Annotated in this window: 18 protein-coding genes; 9 read left to right on the top strand and 9 right to left on the bottom strand. The window is 54.6% G+C overall.

Features of this window, described 5'->3' with window-relative positions; all coding sequences use genetic code 11:
- Nucleotides 1–365: 365 nt before the first annotated feature.
- The 9 genes from N5923_RS04045 to N5923_RS04010 all read left to right on the top strand — a co-directional run bounded on the left by N5923_RS04045 (nucleotide 366) and on the right by N5923_RS04010 (nucleotide 10,248).
- Complete coding sequence (locus N5923_RS04045) at nucleotides 366–2,669, top strand: autotransporter family protein (RefSeq protein WP_267141258.1); 2,304 nt, start codon at nucleotides 366–368, stop codon at nucleotides 2,667–2,669.
- Nucleotides 2,669–3,502 (top strand): alpha/beta fold hydrolase, encoded by an 834-nt coding sequence (locus N5923_RS04040; RefSeq protein WP_267141251.1) that lies wholly within the window; start codon nucleotides 2,669–2,671, stop codon nucleotides 3,500–3,502. The genes N5923_RS04045 and N5923_RS04040 overlap by 1 nt, the downstream gene beginning before the upstream one ends.
- A gap of 156 nt (nucleotides 3,503–3,658) precedes the next feature.
- A complete protein-coding gene (locus N5923_RS04035) occupies nucleotides 3,659–4,363 on the top strand; it encodes a hypothetical protein (protein ID WP_267141250.1) in 705 nt (234 codons plus the stop codon).
- Nucleotides 4,360–4,671 carry a YjeO family protein gene (locus tag N5923_RS24770; protein WP_407704379.1) on the top strand — a complete coding sequence of 104 codons (312 nt, stop codon included), beginning with the start codon at nucleotides 4,360–4,362 and terminating at the stop codon, nucleotides 4,669–4,671. The genes N5923_RS04035 and N5923_RS24770 overlap by 4 nt, the downstream gene beginning before the upstream one ends.
- Before the next feature lie 90 nt (nucleotides 4,672–4,761).
- On the top strand, nucleotides 4,762–5,832 hold the full coding sequence (locus N5923_RS04030) for an ABC transporter ATP-binding protein (protein WP_267141249.1): 1,071 nt from the start codon (nucleotides 4,762–4,764) through the stop codon (nucleotides 5,830–5,832).
- 25 nt (nucleotides 5,833–5,857) lie between these two features.
- The gene (locus tag N5923_RS04025) at nucleotides 5,858–6,847 is read left to right on the top strand and encodes an ABC transporter substrate-binding protein (protein WP_267141248.1); all 990 of its coding nucleotides are present in this window, start codon (nucleotides 5,858–5,860) and stop codon (nucleotides 6,845–6,847) included.
- A 4-nt stretch (nucleotides 6,848–6,851) separates the two neighbouring features.
- On the top strand, nucleotides 6,852–8,591 hold the full coding sequence (locus N5923_RS04020) for an ABC transporter permease (RefSeq protein ID WP_267141247.1): 1,740 nt from the start codon (nucleotides 6,852–6,854) through the stop codon (nucleotides 8,589–8,591).
- Nucleotides 8,579–9,649 (top strand): MBL fold metallo-hydrolase, encoded by a 1,071-nt coding sequence (locus N5923_RS04015; RefSeq protein ID WP_267141246.1) that lies wholly within the window; start codon nucleotides 8,579–8,581, stop codon nucleotides 9,647–9,649. Before N5923_RS04020 ends, N5923_RS04015 begins: the two co-directional genes overlap by 13 nt.
- An 8-nt stretch (nucleotides 9,650–9,657) precedes the next feature.
- A complete protein-coding gene (locus tag N5923_RS04010) occupies nucleotides 9,658–10,248 on the top strand; it encodes a protein-tyrosine phosphatase family protein (protein WP_267145219.1) in 591 nt (196 codons plus the stop codon).
- A gap of 42 nt (nucleotides 10,249–10,290) precedes the next feature.
- On the opposite strand, the gene N5923_RS04005 is transcribed toward N5923_RS04010, so the two are convergent.
- From N5923_RS04005 to exuR, 9 genes are all read right to left on the bottom strand, one after another.
- Complete coding sequence (locus N5923_RS04005; RefSeq protein WP_267141244.1) at nucleotides 10,291–11,271, bottom strand: glutathione S-transferase family protein; 981 nt, start codon at nucleotides 11,269–11,271, stop codon at nucleotides 10,291–10,293.
- A gap of 80 nt (nucleotides 11,272–11,351) precedes the next feature.
- On the bottom strand, nucleotides 11,352–11,744 hold the full coding sequence (locus tag N5923_RS04000) for a DoxX family protein (protein ID WP_267141243.1): 393 nt from the start codon (nucleotides 11,742–11,744) through the stop codon (nucleotides 11,352–11,354).
- 275 nt (nucleotides 11,745–12,019) lie between these two features.
- Nucleotides 12,020–12,319: a YqjK-like family protein gene (locus tag N5923_RS03995; protein WP_267141242.1), complete on the bottom strand. Its 300-nt coding sequence runs from the start codon at nucleotides 12,317–12,319 to the stop codon at nucleotides 12,020–12,022.
- A complete protein-coding gene (locus N5923_RS03990) occupies nucleotides 12,316–12,711 on the bottom strand; it encodes a phage holin family protein (protein ID WP_267141241.1) in 396 nt (131 codons plus the stop codon). The genes N5923_RS03995 and N5923_RS03990 overlap by 4 nt, the downstream gene beginning before the upstream one ends.
- 2 nt (nucleotides 12,712–12,713) lie before the next feature.
- Complete coding sequence (locus tag N5923_RS03985) at nucleotides 12,714–13,019, bottom strand: DUF883 family protein (RefSeq protein ID WP_267141240.1); 306 nt, start codon at nucleotides 13,017–13,019, stop codon at nucleotides 12,714–12,716.
- 34 nt (nucleotides 13,020–13,053) lie between these two features.
- A complete protein-coding gene (locus tag N5923_RS03980; protein ID WP_267141239.1) occupies nucleotides 13,054–13,425 on the bottom strand; it encodes a DUF1090 domain-containing protein in 372 nt (123 codons plus the stop codon).
- A gap of 180 nt (nucleotides 13,426–13,605) precedes the next feature.
- Nucleotides 13,606–13,995, bottom strand: coding sequence for an EnvZ/OmpR regulon moderator MzrA (gene mzrA / locus N5923_RS03975; RefSeq protein ID WP_267141238.1), 390 nt, complete (start codon nucleotides 13,993–13,995; stop codon nucleotides 13,606–13,608).
- A gap of 2 nt (nucleotides 13,996–13,997) precedes the next feature.
- Nucleotides 13,998–14,672 (bottom strand): DedA family protein, encoded by a 675-nt coding sequence (locus tag N5923_RS03970; RefSeq protein WP_267141237.1) that lies wholly within the window; start codon nucleotides 14,670–14,672, stop codon nucleotides 13,998–14,000.
- Nucleotides 14,673–15,004: 332 nt separating this feature from the next.
- Complete coding sequence (gene exuR, locus N5923_RS03965; protein ID WP_267141236.1) at nucleotides 15,005–15,778, bottom strand: transcriptional regulator ExuR; 774 nt, start codon at nucleotides 15,776–15,778, stop codon at nucleotides 15,005–15,007.
- Nucleotides 15,779–15,792: the final 14 nt, after the last annotated feature.

Genomic DNA, 15,792 nt, shown 5'->3' with positions numbered 1-15,792 from the left:
GGATAAGCGCTATAAAGTTGCGGTTTATCACCTTATGTTAACGTCATTTCCTTTTGTAAGATTCTGTGTGCAACATCTGTTTATCCCTTGTTATAAACCAGCGGTGTTTGAGTTATTTTCAGATCCCCTCTTTTTAGAACAGATGCCTGCCTCAGGGACTGCGGCGAGTCATTGATCACTACACCGGTGGTTGTTGAGTTTGTTTAAGCCATACGTATCAGCGGAACGATACAACAACCACTCTCAATTATTTTGTGTAGGGAAGAGCAATGATATCTGCGCCGTTTAGGGTTAAGCCTTTAGTGCTGGCTATAAGTTCTGTTATTGCATTGCTGTCTCAGGCTGAGGCTGGCTCTTTGTCGTCAGTGGAAATTTCGGGCGTTACTACCACTGGCCAGACCGTAAGCACCCCTCTGGATTCATTCTCCGTTCTTGCTGGCGGCAAGATTGAAACCTCGAATTACTACGGGATAAACAACTCCTCGACCATTAACACCCTGAGCAATGCAGGAACTATTACTGGCGCGGAAGCGATTTTTAACTCAGGCACAATCGGCAATATTGTTAACTCGGGCACGATTAGTGCTGCTGATGCTGGCGTCTGGGGTTCCGAAGGAACCATTGATTCACTGACAAACAGCGGGCTGATTACGGGCGGGGTCGCGGTAGTGATTCAAAGCGGTGCCACGCTTGGCGCTCTTGATAATCACGGAACCATCAGCGGAACCTATTACGCTATCGGCAATTTCGGTGGCGGCGGGACGATCGGCAGCATTAACAATTCCGGGTTGATCAGTAGTCAATCCGCTATTTATAACAGTACGGCCAGTATTGGTCCGATCACCAACAGCGGGACAATTGCAGGAGATATCTATTCCGCCAACAGCTTAACCTTTAACGGTGGCAGCGGCTCCACCTTTGGCACTCTGACCGGCTATCAGTCAGGCGACCAGGGAAACATCTACATCACCAGCGGTGACTTAGTCTTCGCTTCCGGCAATATGCTGTTAAACGACAATATCAGGGTGAATAGCGGCCAGCTACTAAACCAGGCAGCCACACTACAAATCAACAATATTGTCACCATCAATGGCAACTATAGTCAGGGCAGCAATGCCAGCCTGCTGATTGGCGTCGCGGATAATGCGCTGACTACCGGTGATATTGCCACTGACAGCGGCTATGGACGTTTAGTCGTATCTGGCAGCGCTAATCTGGCCAGCGGCTCCGGTGTTTCGCTGGTGAAACTGGGTAACTATGCGTTTGCTCAGGGGCAGCGCTATGTGGTGGTGCAGGCCGCCAGCAGCGGCACCGAGTACAACGCCAGCAGCCTGAACTACAGCGTTAGCGGCTATAACGGTGCGCTAAAAGGTGCGGCGGTGACCGACAGCGCCGACAGCAGTAAGACGGACCTGGTGGTGACACTGGTTGCTGCGCCCGTCACACCCACGACACCAACAACGCCAACTAACCCAACGACGCCGGTTACACCAACAACGCCAGTTACCCCAACAACGCCGGGTAGCTCCGACCCCATCAGCTTTGCCACAACATCCGGCGCAAAATCAGCCTTTGCTGGCCTGTTTAACTATCCAGGCACTGATGCGTCATTGCTGAATGTCTTTAACGCCAGCGCCGCGTTGGGCAACTCAGCGGCTGCTAACCGTGCTGGCGCTCAGTTGAGTCCGGCGGCGATGGCCTCCGCTGCGGCGAAAGCTTCTTCCGCACCAACCAATGCAGTGCTGAATGTGATTTCACAACGTGCTGATGTGATGCGTCAGGCTCCGGCGAGTGGTATCGCCACCGGTGAGAGTGACAGTGATATTGCAGTCTGGGGTCGTGGTTTCGGTGGCGTCGCCAGTCAGGATCAACGTGATGATATCTCTGGCTACGATGCACGCTTTGGTGGTCTGCTGATTGGCGCTGATGCCGCGGTTAGCGAACGTCTGCGCCTCGGCGGGCTGACCAGCTATGCCGGTACCGCCGTCGATAACACCGGTGATAACAGCGGCAGCAAGGTCAACATCAAATCCTGGGGTCTGTTTGGTTATGCTAACTACGATGCGCAGCCATGGTTCTTCGATCTTTCTACCGGTGTAGTGCATCACCGTTACCAGACTAACCGCCATATTGACTTCACCGGCTTTAACGGCGAGGCCAATGGCGCGTTTGATGGTATGCAATATATTGTTGCCGGGCAGACCGGTTATCCGCTGCAATTAGGCGCCAGCGACACCACGCTGACGCCGATTGCCGGACTGACTTACAGTATTCTGCGTCAGGATGGCTATCGCGAATCAGAGGCGAATGGCGCAGGTCTGACGGTCTCCGATGCCACCAGTACCTCGCTGAAAAGCGATCTGGCCCTGAAGCTGGAACACAGCTTTGCGACGCCGGCTGGCGAGCTAGTGCCGTTTACCCAGCTGGGATGGCGTCATGAGTACCACGACAGCGCCCCGCAGTCGGTGGCGAACTTCTCTGCTGACAGCACCGGCTCTACTTCGTTTGTCAGCAGCGGATCGCGTCCGATTGCCGACACCGCAGTGCTGTCGGTGGGTACGACGCTGGTGCGTAACAGCGATCTGAGCCTGTCGGTAATCTACACCGGCGAGGCCGCTCGCAGCTATGACAGCCACAGCGGCAACCTGCAACTGCGCTGGCAGTTCTGATGTTACCGGGTTGGTGTGCACAACTCAGGCTCAGAGGGCTGTTACTGCTCTCTCTGCTGACAGGCTGTGCCAGCGACCCGGCCATCCATGCGGATCAGATAGCAGGTAGCGCGGGCCTGCAACGGGAAACCGTGCAGACATCATCTTTTGTGCTGGCGGCATGGGTGCGAATCACCCGTGCCGACCAGCCGCTGCATATTTATATCGAAGGGGATGGCCGCGCCTGGCGTAATCGTTATCAGCCAGCGGACGACCCGACACCGCATAAAGCCATCGGCCTGAGCCTGGCGGTTGCCGATGATGCGCCGAATGTGCTCTACCTCGCCAGACCCTGCCAGTTTATCCCGATGACGCGAAATCCACGCTGTCGGAGCGATTACTGGACCGGAAAACGTTTTGCGCCGGAAGTGATTACGGCAATCAACGAAGCGATTTCACACTATACAACCCGCACTCCCGGGCAACCGATCGTTCTGACTGGCTACTCAGGTGGTGCAGCGGTTGCTGCATTAGTGGCGGCGCGGCGCGATGATGTGGTCTTATTGCGAACGGTGGCCGGTAATCTCGACCATGTTGCGGTTAATCGCCTGCATCGGGTGTCGCCAATGCCTGACTCTCTGAACCCTGCCGATGAAGTGGCGCGTATTGCCGCCATTCCGCAACGCCATTTTAGTGGCGCGGAAGATAGCGTGGTACCACCGTCGATTGGTCGCGACTTTGCAGCCGCAGTGGGTAAATGCGCCAGCTGGCAAGTGATCGCCGATATGGGCCATGAAAGTGACTGGGCGCGAGTCTGGCCGCAACTATTGCAGCAGCCGGTTTATTGTCAGTGATAAATTGCTTCCCTGTAACTTACCCATTTTCGTGCTTCTTCACAGTTTTTATATTCCTGTTACTTCTTTAGATGTAAACCAGTTCTCATGGATAGATTAATTCAGTATGCTGTTTTATGGATGGAGTCGGATTGATAAAAAGACAAGGAGTCTGCTATGGTTAATCCATTTTGCAAAGTTGATGAGTTAGGTTTTCCGCACTTTACTGCGGTAGATTATATACGATTTAGATTTTTCCCTGATAATCAGCGTTTTTTGACGGGTAATAATTATCTTTGGGCCTACAAAGCTGGGTTCCTTGTTTACAACAGAGACCGAATAATGCGTTACGCCAGAGAGTATAATATCCCTGTTTTACTTTTGGCTGGGGTCGCCGTTGCAGAAGCTGGTGGTAAACCAGACAGGATGAAGGGGTATGGTATCCTGCAAATACGGCAACTTATTGATTTAATAAAACGCAACAATTCATTATCTAATCGTACATCTATTGGTGCGCTGGCAATACAGCTTAGAGCTGCAGCTGAGACAATGGGGATTGATGCAGCTAAATTGACTCACACGCAGCAGTTTCAGCTATCCGCTTGTTTATTAAATAATGATTTCAATATAAAAGTTGTCGCTAAGCATTTGCATGATTTGATCTTACATGATTATCCCGATGCTGATACGGCAAAATTAACTGATGAACAGATAATTGTTGCTGGTTCTCGTTACAATCGAGGAATTCAACGTACTAAGAGTGATTTTATTGACTCCATATACGCACCAGTGGGTTCCCCCCTGAGAGAGTATTCTGAATACGGAAGGCGCATTGTTGAAAAGCGTGAAACTATCGAAAATATAATGAGGCTTGCTCAGTGAATATCTGGAAACTCCTGTGTCTTCTGGTTTACAGCCTGTTTTGCGCAGTAATCATTGATATGTTTTCCTTCCTTGATTATGAGGAAATGGTTGGTCAGGGAGAAATAACCAATGTTTGTGTGGTATTAAGAACTCTGGTAATGGACGATACGCGTGATGTTCTCGCGCCTTTGGCTTTTTTGCTTATCTCGCCTCTATTCTATCTCGTCGCGAAAAAGAAACTAAAGTCGTGGCCAATTAATATCATTACTATGCTGTTATTTATATTCTGGCTATGGCGTTTCTTCCTCAGATTCAAATTTTGTTAATCGCTTAATAATAAGCGTAGCGTCACCTGGTTGTAACAATTCCCCGCTATCGTCAGACAACACACACTCTGCTGAGTTTAGTCTGGCGCTATGTCTGAAATCGTAATTAAGCAGCTGTCTAAATCCTTTGGCTCACAGAGCGTACTGCAGGATGTCACGCTGCATATTCAGCACGGTGAATTCGTTGCCGTCCTTGGCCCCTCGGGCTGTGGCAAAACCACGCTGCTGCGTACGCTGGCCGGTTTTGAAACCATCGATAGTGGATCTATCCGCATTGGCGATCGCCTCTGTTCTTCTGCAAATCTGCATTTACCGCCGGAAAAACGTCAGCTGGGGATTGTCTTCCAGAGCTATGCGCTATGGCCGCATATGAGCGTGGCGGAAAACATCGAATACAGTCTGAAAGTCAGTGGCGTTACGACGGCTGAACGGCGTCAGCGTACGCAAAGCGCGCTGGAACTGGTGGGACTGAGCGGTTTCGGCGCGCGCAATCCTGCTGACCTCTCCGGCGGCCAGCGTCAGCGCGTGGCGCTGGCGCGCTGTCTGGTAGCGCGTCCGCAAGTGGTGCTGCTCGATGAGCCATTAGCTAACCTCGATGTCCATCTGCGCGCCGCGATGGAGGAAGAATTTGCCCGTTTCCACCGCCATTCCGGCGCCACGCTGCTGTATATCACCCATGACCAGCAGGAAGCGATGGCGATTGCTGATCGCGTGGTGGTGATGGATGCCGGGCGGGTGATGCAGTTTGCCAGCCCGCAGACTTTATATCGCGAACCTGCCAGCGAAATGGTGGCGCGTTTTATCGATGATGGCCGGGTGATTGCCGTCACGGATATTGAGCCGGATCATCATGGCTACGCCTGGGTGACGCTACTGGGTGTTCGTCTGCGTCTGCGCGCCAGCGCCAGTCAACCGACCATACCGCACGGCAAAATCTGCCTGCACGCGGCCGATTTACGGCAGGCGCGGGACGATGAGGCAGGTTTTGCGGTGCGCATTCAGCGCCTGATTTATCGCGGCGGCTATAGCCAGCTGGACGTAGAGCCAGAGGCCGACAGCTGTCGCTTAACGCTTCACCTGACCGAGGCGCAACATCTGCGCTGCGGCGATCGGCTGATGCTGACCGCTGATGATGGTTGGGTGATTCCAACAACAAAATAAGATGAATATTAAGGATGCCCGGGACATGTTCAACACCAGTACCAAATTGAAAACGCTGCTGATATCTGGCGCTTTACTGGCTTCAGCCGTCGCCACTGCCGCTGATGGCAAGCTGGTGGTCTATACCTCGCAGGCACCGGAAATCGCCCAGCAGACCATCGATGCGTTTAAAGCCGCCAGGCCAGGTATTGAAGTGGAATGGACGCGTAACGGTACAACGCAGTTAATGAACGTACTGCGCACAGAGGCGATGAGCGGCCAGGTGAAAGCCGATGTGCTGCTGGTCGCGGATGCCATTAACCTTGGTACGCTGAAAAAACAGGGCCAGCTGATGGCTTATGCTGATGCGCCGGTCAGCAATATCAGCGCCGATTTTTATGATAAAGATAAAACCTGGTTTGGCACTAAAGTTATCGCCACTGTGATTGGCTATAACACTAAAAATGCCCGGCCGGTTGATAGCTGGATGGCGCTGACCGATGCCAGCAACAAAGGCCAGGTCGCGGTGCCAGGTCCGCTCTATTCCGGCGCGGCGCTTTATCATCTGCATACCGCAATCAATACCGCCGATATTGGCTGGGCGTTCTATCAGAAGCTGGCGGCCAATGGCGTGACGCCGGAAGGCGGCAATGGTCCGGCGCTAAAAGCGGTAGCCAGCGGTATGGCGAAATATGGCGTGATCACCGACGCCGATATCATTCGCGCGAAAAAGCAGGGCTCGCCGGTTGATCTGATTTATCCAAAAGAGGGCGTTTCATTTGTTACCGAACCGGTAGCGATTCTTTCCGGCACCCATAATCTGCCAGCGGCGAAAGCCTTTGTTGATTTCCTGCTGTCGGAAAAAGGTCAGCAACTGGTGGCGCAGCAGGGCAACCGTCCCATCGATAAGCGCGTAGCGGCGCCGGAGGGCTTTGCGCCGATTGACAGCATTAAGCTGCTGACGCTGGACAGTGATAAAGCGGTAGCTGATGACAAACAGGTGCGGGCGAAATTCAGCGAAATCTTTGGCGGATAACCTGATGAGCATCGCGCAGGAGTATACGCAGAGTCTCCCGCGGCGCCAGTGGCGCTGGCTGCGCACGGAGACCAGCGTGCTGTGGCTGCTGGCGCTGCTGATCGGTCTGTTATCGATAGCGCCATTAACCCGGCTGATCTGGGCGGCTATCGCATCGGAGGGGAGTCCGGATCTGACGCGCGCCTGGCATCTGCTGAGCAGTACGAAAGTGCTGCGCGCCACCGCTAATACGCTGGGTATCGCAATCGCCAGCACGGCGATTGCTGTGCTGCTCGGCACCCTTGCCGCCTGGTTAGTGGCACTGACCAATATGCGCGCCAAACGGGCGTGGGTATTCGCCTTTATTCTGCCGCTGATGATCCCGCCGCAGGTGACGGCGCTGGCCTGGGTGCAGGCGCTATCACCGGCCAGCTGGATTATTACCCTGTTAAACCGCATCGGTTTGCCGCTGGCCAGCGATGGTCAGCAGCCGCTCTATTCGGCGAGCGGAATTATCCTGCTGCTCGGCCTGCATAACGCGCCGCTGGTCTTTCTGTCGGTGCGTGCCGGTCTGCGCCGCCTGCCTGCGGATCTGGTGGAAGCGGCGCGGATCACCGGCGCTTCGCCGTTACAGGTGATGTGTTCGGTGATCCTGCCACTGGCGCGCCCGGCGATGTTTGCCGGTGCGGCGCTTTCATTTGTCGCCGCGGCGGGAAACTTTGGTATTCAGGCGATGCTGGGGATCCCGGGACGGGTGCCAACACTGATTACCCTGATCTATCAGCAGCTGAATAACAGTGGCGCCGATGCGCTACCGGATCTGGCGCTGCTGTCGCTGTTAATTGCCGTGATCACCATCGGTGGTCTGGTGCTGAGCCGGGTGCTGGGTGGTTGTCGCGATGTGCGGGTGACCGGCACGCCGCGTCAGTTGCAGCAACCGCTCGGCCACTGGCGTTTGCCAGTGGAACTGCTGGTATGGCTGGCGATTATTCTGACGCTGGCGCTGCCACTCTCCGCGCTGATCACCACTTCGCTGACCAGCGGTTTCGGTCAGACGCTTAACTGGCAAACCCTGACCTGGCTGAACTACCGCAATGCACTGTTTGATTTCCCGGCGATCCGTAACGCTTTTTTCACCAGCCTCGGTCTGACCCTGCTGGCGGTCGTGATCCTGACAGCAATGGCACTGTTTATGGCTTTCTTTCTCAGCTGGCAGCGCACGCGGCTGGTGCGGGTACTGGCGCTGTCGAGCGAACTGGCTTATGCGCTGCCGGGTATTGTTATCGGTATCGCCGCGATTCTGTTTTTCCTTAAGCCGCTGCCGCTGCTGGATATCAGCCTGTACGGCACGGTATGGATTATTCTTGCCGCCTACTTATCCAACTTCCTTGCGCTGGTATTGCGTCCGACGCTGGCCGGGTTCGCCCAGATTGAGCGTTCGCTGGACGAAGCTGCGCAGCTGGCGGGCGCCGGTTTCCTGCGGCGGATGCGCGATATCCTGCTGCCGCTGGCGGCCCCTTCCGCAACCGCCGGGGCGATTCTGGTGTTTCTGACCGCGCTGAATGAAATTCAGGTGTCGATTTTACTGGTCACCGCCAACAGCCAGACGCTGGGGCCAATGATTGTGGCGCTGGATGAAGGCGGTTCCTCGACGCTGGCGGCGGCGGTTGGCTGCCTGATGATCGTCGTGGTGCTGCTGTTTATGTTACTGGCTTCACGGGTAGCAAAACGCTTACCTGAAGGGGTATTGCCATGGCAAATCTGAAGGTAGTCAGTGGTGTGGGCGATAAACTTCCCGCGGCCTTTCTGGTGGAGCTGCACGGCTTTCGCCTGCTGTTTGATTTAGGTGAAGGACCGCAGGCGGGGGTTCGCCCCGATATCAGCGGGCTGGGTAAAGTGGATGCCATCTGTCTGTCCCACTCCCATGAAGATCACACCGGCGCGCTGGATTATCGCGCGCAGCTTGGCGATCCGCCGGTCTTTGCCACCGCGCAGACCTGGCAACAGCTGCCGGACAGTGGCATTGATGCCGGTGACCGCCATCTGCTACCGTTAAAAGGCCATGTTTCCGTCGGCCCGGTTGCACTGTTGTGCGGACGCAGCGGTCATGCGCCGGGTTCAGTCTGGTTTCATCTGCCGGATAACGGCGGCCTGACCTATATGGGCGACTGGAGCCGTGAATCGCGGCTGCTGCCTTTTGATCTGCCGCCTGCGGCGAATTTATTGATTACCGATGCCTCTTATGGCGATCGCGCCGAGCCGCTGGCGCAACAAATTAGCCGTATCGCTGAGGCTGCCCGAGGCGGTGCGGTGTTACCGGTGCCAGCCCATGGTCGCGGGCCGGAGATGGCTTTACAGCTGCTGGATCAGGGCATCAAAGTGCTGCTCTGCCCGGAGGTGCGCAAAGAGGTGGCGCAGCTGTTGCACGAGCCGACCGCCATCTGCTCGCGTCTGCAATTACGTCTGCTGGAGCTGTTGCATCACCAGCCTGAGCAACCCGACTATACTCAGGGGCAGGTGATTATCGCCACCGATGCGATTGCTGACGCCGGACTGGCGGCACAACTTAGCCAGCGCCCGGGCTTTCGCTTTATTTTCAGTAGTTATGTGGCATCCGGCACCCGTGCGCGCCAGATGCTGGATGCGGAGCAGGCGATCTGGCTACCGTGGAATGTGCATCCGGTGCTGGAGGATCAGCTGATGCTGATCCGCGCCACGCGTGCGCGTCAGGTGGTAGCGGCTTTTGTCCCGGAAACGCAGACCCGGCAGCTCTCATCGCTGTCGCCCGCCCGACTCAACTGGCAAAGCAGCATTGAATTTTAGGGATTATGATGACGTTAACCGAAGAAGCGCAGCATGCACGGCGTCAGGCCGAAAAAAAACAGGACAAGCAGGCGGTATTATTACGTGCGGCGCCGCTGCCCAATAGTGACCGCTGGCTGTGGCTGGGTAATCTGCCTGCCGCCCAGGATGGCGCGCTGCTGCTGCAAAGCGGTATTACCTCGACGCTTAACCTGGCGGTGAATCTGCATCCTGCTGCACTGACGCTGGCAGATGGCACCACGGTGCGTCGCACGCAGGTAGGATTGATCGATGGCGCGGGCAATCACGTCAATCATCTGCTGGCAGGCGTGCTGGCGCTGGATGGCATGGTGCATCAGGAAAGTCCCGGCAAGCCCTCGTATCCGCTGCATCGACGCGGCGATATCCTGGTGCATTGCCGCGGCGGCCGCAGCCGTTCGGTGGCGGTGCTGGCGCTCTATCTTACCTTTAGCCAACCGACAAAATATCCCGATGTCACGGCGGCGCTGGCTCACTTACGTCAGCTGCGCGGCACGGATGAGGCGCACCCCTGCCAGCCGCTGATGACGCTGATTCATCAGGTGGCGGAGATGCCGCTGCGTAATTATCTGTTTGCATAAAAAAAAGGAGCCAGTGATGGCCTCCTCTTTACCAGTAATCAATTACAGATGATCGCGGCCATGCGGTTCATCCCAGTTAAACGCCGGGCCGGTTGAGATCACCCCGTGCGGATTAATGGTTTTATGGCTGCAATAGTAGTGATGACGGATATGCGCCAGATCGACGGTTTCAGCAATGCCTGGCATCTGGTAGATCTCACGCAGGAAACCATTCAGATTCAGGTAATCGCCAATACGATGCTTGTCGCATTTAAAATGGGTGACATAAACCGGATCAAAGCGCACCAGCGTGGTCCACAGGCGCAGATCGGCTTCGGTCAGTCGGTCACCGGTCAGATAGCGATGCTGTCCCAGCATCTGCTCAAGGCGATCCAGTGAGCTGAACAGCGTGGTCACCGCCTCATCGTAGGCTTCCTGCGATGTAGCGAAGCCGCTTTTATACACACCATTGTTAACCGTGTCGTACACCCAGCTATTCACTTCATCGATACTGCTGCGCAGTTCTGCCGGATAGTAATCGCCGGCACGGGCGCCAACACCATCAAACGCCGAGTTAAACATGCGGATAATATCGGCGGACTCATTACTGACGATGGTGTTCAGCTGTTTGTCCCACAATACCGGCACGGTCACGCGTCCGGTGTACTCTTTGTCGGCATGCAGATAGAGCTGATAGAGGAATTCATTCTGATACAGGCTGTCGCCGGTGGCCGCCGGGAAATCATCATCAAAGGTCCAGCCGTTTTCCAGCATCAGCGGATGCACCACGGAAACCGGGATCAGTTCTTCCAGGCCTTTGAGCTTGCGCATTAACAGCGTGCGGTGCGCCCACGGACAGGCAAGGGAGACATACAGATGGTAGCGGTCACGCTCGGCGCGAAAGCCGCTTTTGCCGGTTGCACCGGCTTCGCCATCGGCTGTCACCCAGTTACGAAAGGCAGATTCTGAGCGCTTAAAGCGCCCGCCGGTGGATTTGGTGTCATACCAGTTGTCGTGCCAGACACCGTCAATTAGTTGTCCCATAAATCCTCCCGAAAAAAAACGAGGCGAGGATGTTGTCATCCTCGCCCTTGCGATTACTTACACAGTATAGACTGCGGAGCTTACCATTTTTTATTGATAATGCGGTCGATGCTGAATGCGCCCGGACCGCTGATACCCAGCGCCAGGAAGCCGCCGGCAATGCTCAGGTTTTTCATAAACATCATCTGGTTAACGCCTTCCGCAAAGTTGTTGTGGAAAATCAGCGCGGTCAGAATGGTAAAACCAGCGGTAAACAGCGCGGTTGTGCGGGTCAGGAAGCCAAACAGAATCGCCAGACCGCCGCCAAACTCAAGCAGAATGGTCAGTGGCAGGAAGAAGCCCGGTACGCCCATCGCTTCCATATACTGCTGCGTACCGGCATAACCGGTGATTTTTCCCCAACCTGCGGTAATAAACAGGATTGGCATCAGAATGCGTGCAATCAGCAGGCCAGTATCTTCTAATTTTTTCATCATCATCTCCAACGTGTTTTTTTATTATAGGCAGCACAAGTCAGCCAGCTAAGTAACAAGGCTCGCGGGCAGTTTGCGCTGGAGTCCTCAGGTTGTTGAAGATGATAATCGCGAAAGGTGACGGTTGTAAGCGAGATATACTGTCGATGTTGTTCAATAAATATGAAGATGGGGATGGGCGAGTGGGATGAAGTGCAATTCTTTGACAGATGCGGCGAAAACGCCGTGCCTGGGATCAGAACGCTGTAGGGGCGGCGTTTTCGCCGCCCGTTCTGTTAATCAGCTGACGGCAAATTCTTGCGAATCAGACGCCAGGTGCTCCAGATACCAAAACCACGCCGCGCCCAACGCAATAAAAAGCCCGATTTGCGTCGGGTGTTGCGCGTGGTCCAGATAGCCAGCGCGCTACTGCCGAGCAGCAGGTAACGCCGCAGGCTGATTAGCGTGAGCCAGCCATGATCGTAGCGAGCGGTATGTGCCAGCCAGTCACGCCGTGCGGCACTGAGATCCAGACGTTGCTGCTGCACTCTGCCCAGCAGCTCAGCCTTGCGCTGTTGGCGCTCGCGCTGACTCATGCGTCATCCTCAAGCAGTTTGCGGTCGGTCTCCAGCTCTTTACGTGTGGCGCTGAGCAATGTCGATTTGCGCGACTTGCTCAGCGTCCACAGGCCAAAGAACAGAGCAAGAGCGAACAGCACGCCGGTGGTGATGCCAATCGCCATCAGACGATACTGCGCGTCAACTGCCCAGATAATCAGCACCATCAGGCTCATCAGACCAAATGCGGTAAACAGCATGGTGAGACCGACCATCAGCAGCATTTGCAGCAGATTGGCTTTCTCTTCCTCCAGCTCGACCACTGCCAGCCGTACGCGGGTTTCAACCATGCCGACCAGCGTGGTGAGTACACGCTGTCCAATGTTAATGACCCCTTTGCCCGGGCCGTGGCTTTGCTGTGAGTCGGCCATGATTAACGACGCGTCAGCAGCACGCCGAGCACCACACCCACTGCGGCGCCGATGCCTACACCATGCCATGGATTTTCACGCACATACTCGTCAGCGCGGCCAGCGGCTTCACGCGTGGTCTGCGCGAGGCGTTCGCCGGATTCACCCAGACGATGACGGGACTCTTCCAGCGTAGCGCGCGCTTTGCTGCGCAGCTTGTCCAGCTCACTTTTCGATTTGTCAGCCGAGCTGCTCAACACTTCTTCCAGCGTATCCGCCAGGTTTTTTAATTCGGCGCGCAGATGTTCTGAGGTGGTATCTTTTGACATGAAACACTCCTTTATGATGATTAAATCAGGTCAGTTAGTAAGGTGCCGCTTCTGTGCTTTTTAACTCTTCCCGTGCTTCTGCCAGTTTTTTCTCACGTTTGGCGATTTTTTCACTGTCGCCCTTATCCCGTGCTTCTTTTAGATCATGCTCACGCTGAGTAATTTCCTGCTGGTGCTGTTTAATCTTCTCCTGATGCTCGCCTTTCAGCTTTGCATCGGTACAGCCTGCGCGCGCTTCCGTCAAAGCACGTTCCAGCCCGGTGATCCGGCGCTGATTATCATGCTTACGGGCCATATCGATTTCATGCTGGATCGCTTGCTCTTTCTGCAGACAGAGTGGTTCTGCTGCCTGAACAAAGCCGGAGAGAGAGAATAGAGCCGGGCAGAGAATGTAGCGAAGTTTCATCTGACTTTACCTTCCTTTGTTGATATGCCGACCAGCATTCTGATCGTCACTCTGGGGTCCTGAGTCTGCGGTGAGACAGATAACACTTTGTAAGGATAGTCAGAAATCCGTCAAAGCTCAAAGCAGAGGAAAGAAGCAGGAATGTTCCTGGTGGCGAAAAGTGAAAAGAGTGGGGGATCCTCAGCCTACCGACTGAGGATTAAAGCTGATACGACTGAACCAGTTCTTCGATGATGAAGAGTCCATCTGCGCAATTTCAAAACCATACGGCAGGATTTCGCGTAATGCTTTTTGTGCCGCGATGCTCTGCTCCCGGGAATCAAACTTGATGACCAGCGAATCGCGATCCGGGGTGATGCTCTTAATCTGGATGCCCTGCGCATTAAGGCGTTGCCAGACATAGAAACCATCAGGCAGCGAGGTTCCCTGCCGGGAAGCGCGGATCTGTAACGCGGTTTCCTGACGATAGATCGCTGGCATCAGGGCCACGGCCAGCAGCGCCAGCACACTTAGCATCAGCCAGGGCATCAGGCGCCGGCGCGCCGCTATCCATTTAGGTTGCAGCATCATTCTCAGCTCCCTTTCTCGTTGCTGCTGCTGCGTTTTTTACGCCACAGCACATACAGTGAGCCAAACAGTCCAAACACCAGCAGTACCAGCGGCAGCAGCATCAGGCAGAACATCAGCTGATCTTCATAACGACGGAAAATCGGCGTTTTACCGAGCGCGAAGCCGAGAACGGTAAGAATCACTACCCATAGTAGCGCGCTCATCCAGTTAAAAAACTGGAAGCGGGCATTGCTGAGGCCGGATAAGCCGGCAATGGTCGGCAGCAGGGTGCGCACAAACGCGATAAAGCGGCCAATTAACAGCGCCGAAAGACCGTGGCGGTGAAACAGGCTATGCGCACGCTGGTGATACTGCGCGGGCAGATGTGATAGCCACTTCTGTACCGTATCGGTATTTCCCAGCCACTTACCCTGTATATAACTGACCCAGCAGCCGAGGCTGGCGGCGGTAGTCAGGATAAAAATGGTAAGCGGGAAATTCATGGTTCCTTTGGCGATCAGTACGCCGACCAGAATCAGTAAGCTGTCGCCGGGCAGAAAGGCTGCGGGTAACAGGCCATTCTCCAGAAACAAAATCATAAACAGGATGCCGTAAATGGCCCAAACCAGAGTGGGATCGGCAAGAGTCTCAAAATCTTGTTGCCACAATGCATGCAACAACGCTTTCATAATATCCATTAAGTCTTCCTGAACATCATTGTTAAACACGCTCGCTGGAGTAGAAACTCTGACAGGCTGGCGCTGATTTTGCTCGTTTTGCCAGGCACTGGCCGCCGCCGGATTGGGATAAACTCACATTACGTGCATAAAAGCAGCACTCTATTTCTGGCCCGTCGCAAAGGGTAAGAAAAGGCAGTTAACTGTAACAAAATTCGCCACTCTGAGACAGGAGAAACTAGCAACAGCATGGGTGTTTTACCGTTCAATGGCGTTAGCAGAAAGGAGTTTTACACAGGCTGACACTATTGCAGGTTTGCTTAATTTGTCAGCCGGGGCAGGAAAGGCGATTTTTACTCTGGCTTTTCCGATTTTTCGAGGGTTATCACCGGGTTTTCGGCGAACATATAGCGATCGACATTAAATTCGAAGTCATCGCTGGTGGCACGGAATAACATCTGTCGGGTGTTCTCCAGATGCTGCCACATCGCCAGTTTGCTGGCGGCGGGATCTTTACGCATCAGCGCTTTTAGAATGCGGTCATGATCGTCACACCAGCTTTCAATCGATTTATCGTCTATATGCTCGTGCAGCTTCAGCCAGTAAGGGTTGTACAGGCGGTGCGACCACATCTTTTCGACAATCGCGGCTAACGCGCTATTTTGCGTCGCTTGCGCTATCTGCACATGGAATTTCATATCCCATTCTGAGTCGCGAAAACGATCTTCATTGCGCGCCTGCTCCTGAATCTCCATCAGTTGCATAATATCCTGACGGGTAACCTGAGTGGCGGCAAATTCAGCCACATTACTCTCAATCAGCTGGCGCGCCTGAAGCAACTCAAAAGGGCCGAAATTGGCGAACTCGAGCTGACTATGGGGCGTAACGCTCTTTTTCTGCTGATTGCTGACCACGTGGATGCCAGAGCCTTTACGCACTTCAACGTAACCTTCCACTTCCAGCATAATGATCGCTTCCCGCACCACGGTGCGACTGACGCCGGTCTCTTCGGCGATAATGCGCTCGGCAGGCAATTTATCACCCACGGCGTAATCACCTGCTTCGAGGCGCCGTTTTAGTTCGGCAGCCAGTTGCTGATAAAGACGGCGTGATTCGCTCAGTTCCATGATGGCGTCTCCGG

The organism is Winslowiella arboricola, assembly GCF_025527015.1.
GTDB lineage: Bacteria > Pseudomonadota > Gammaproteobacteria > Enterobacterales > Enterobacteriaceae > Erwinia > Erwinia arboricola.
The sequence above is the reverse complement of the archived record's forward strand: the minus strand, read 5'-3'. Positions and strand labels throughout refer to the sequence as shown.

Excerpts from the sequence above, each read along its gene's own strand:
- N5923_RS04040 (WP_267141251.1), top strand. The coding sequence starts at position 2,669 with ATGTTACCGGGTTGGTGTGCACAACTCAGGCTCAGAGGGCTGTTACTG.
- N5923_RS04035 (WP_267141250.1), top strand. The coding sequence starts at position 3,659 with ATGGTTAATCCATTTTGCAAAGTTGATGAGTTAGGTTTTCCGCACTTT.
- N5923_RS04030 (WP_267141249.1), top strand. The coding sequence starts at position 4,762 with ATGTCTGAAATCGTAATTAAGCAGCTGTCTAAATCCTTTGGCTCACAG.
- N5923_RS04025 (WP_267141248.1), top strand. The coding sequence starts at position 5,858 with ATGTTCAACACCAGTACCAAATTGAAAACGCTGCTGATATCTGGCGCT.
- N5923_RS04020 (WP_267141247.1), top strand. The coding sequence starts at position 6,852 with ATGAGCATCGCGCAGGAGTATACGCAGAGTCTCCCGCGGCGCCAGTGG.
- N5923_RS04015 (WP_267141246.1), top strand. The coding sequence starts at position 8,579 with ATGGCAAATCTGAAGGTAGTCAGTGGTGTGGGCGATAAACTTCCCGCG.
- N5923_RS04010 (WP_267145219.1), top strand. The coding sequence starts at position 9,658 with ATGACGTTAACCGAAGAAGCGCAGCATGCACGGCGTCAGGCCGAAAAA.
- N5923_RS04005 (WP_267141244.1), bottom strand. The coding sequence starts at position 11,271 with ATGGGACAACTAATTGACGGTGTCTGGCACGACAACTGGTATGACACC.
- N5923_RS04000 (WP_267141243.1), bottom strand. The coding sequence starts at position 11,744 with ATGAAAAAATTAGAAGATACTGGCCTGCTGATTGCACGCATTCTGATG.
- N5923_RS03995 (WP_267141242.1), bottom strand. The coding sequence starts at position 12,319 with ATGAGTCAGCGCGAGCGCCAACAGCGCAAGGCTGAGCTGCTGGGCAGA.
- N5923_RS03990 (WP_267141241.1), bottom strand. The coding sequence starts at position 12,711 with ATGGCCGACTCACAGCAAAGCCACGGCCCGGGCAAAGGGGTCATTAAC.
- N5923_RS03985 (WP_267141240.1), bottom strand. The coding sequence starts at position 13,019 with ATGTCAAAAGATACCACCTCAGAACATCTGCGCGCCGAATTAAAAAAC.
- N5923_RS03980 (WP_267141239.1), bottom strand. The coding sequence starts at position 13,425 with ATGAAACTTCGCTACATTCTCTGCCCGGCTCTATTCTCTCTCTCCGGC.
- mzrA (WP_267141238.1), bottom strand. The coding sequence starts at position 13,995 with ATGATGCTGCAACCTAAATGGATAGCGGCGCGCCGGCGCCTGATGCCC.
- N5923_RS03970 (WP_267141237.1), bottom strand. The coding sequence starts at position 14,672 with ATGGATATTATGAAAGCGTTGTTGCATGCATTGTGGCAACAAGATTTT.
- exuR (WP_267141236.1), bottom strand. The coding sequence starts at position 15,778 with ATGGAACTGAGCGAATCACGCCGTCTTTATCAGCAACTGGCTGCCGAA.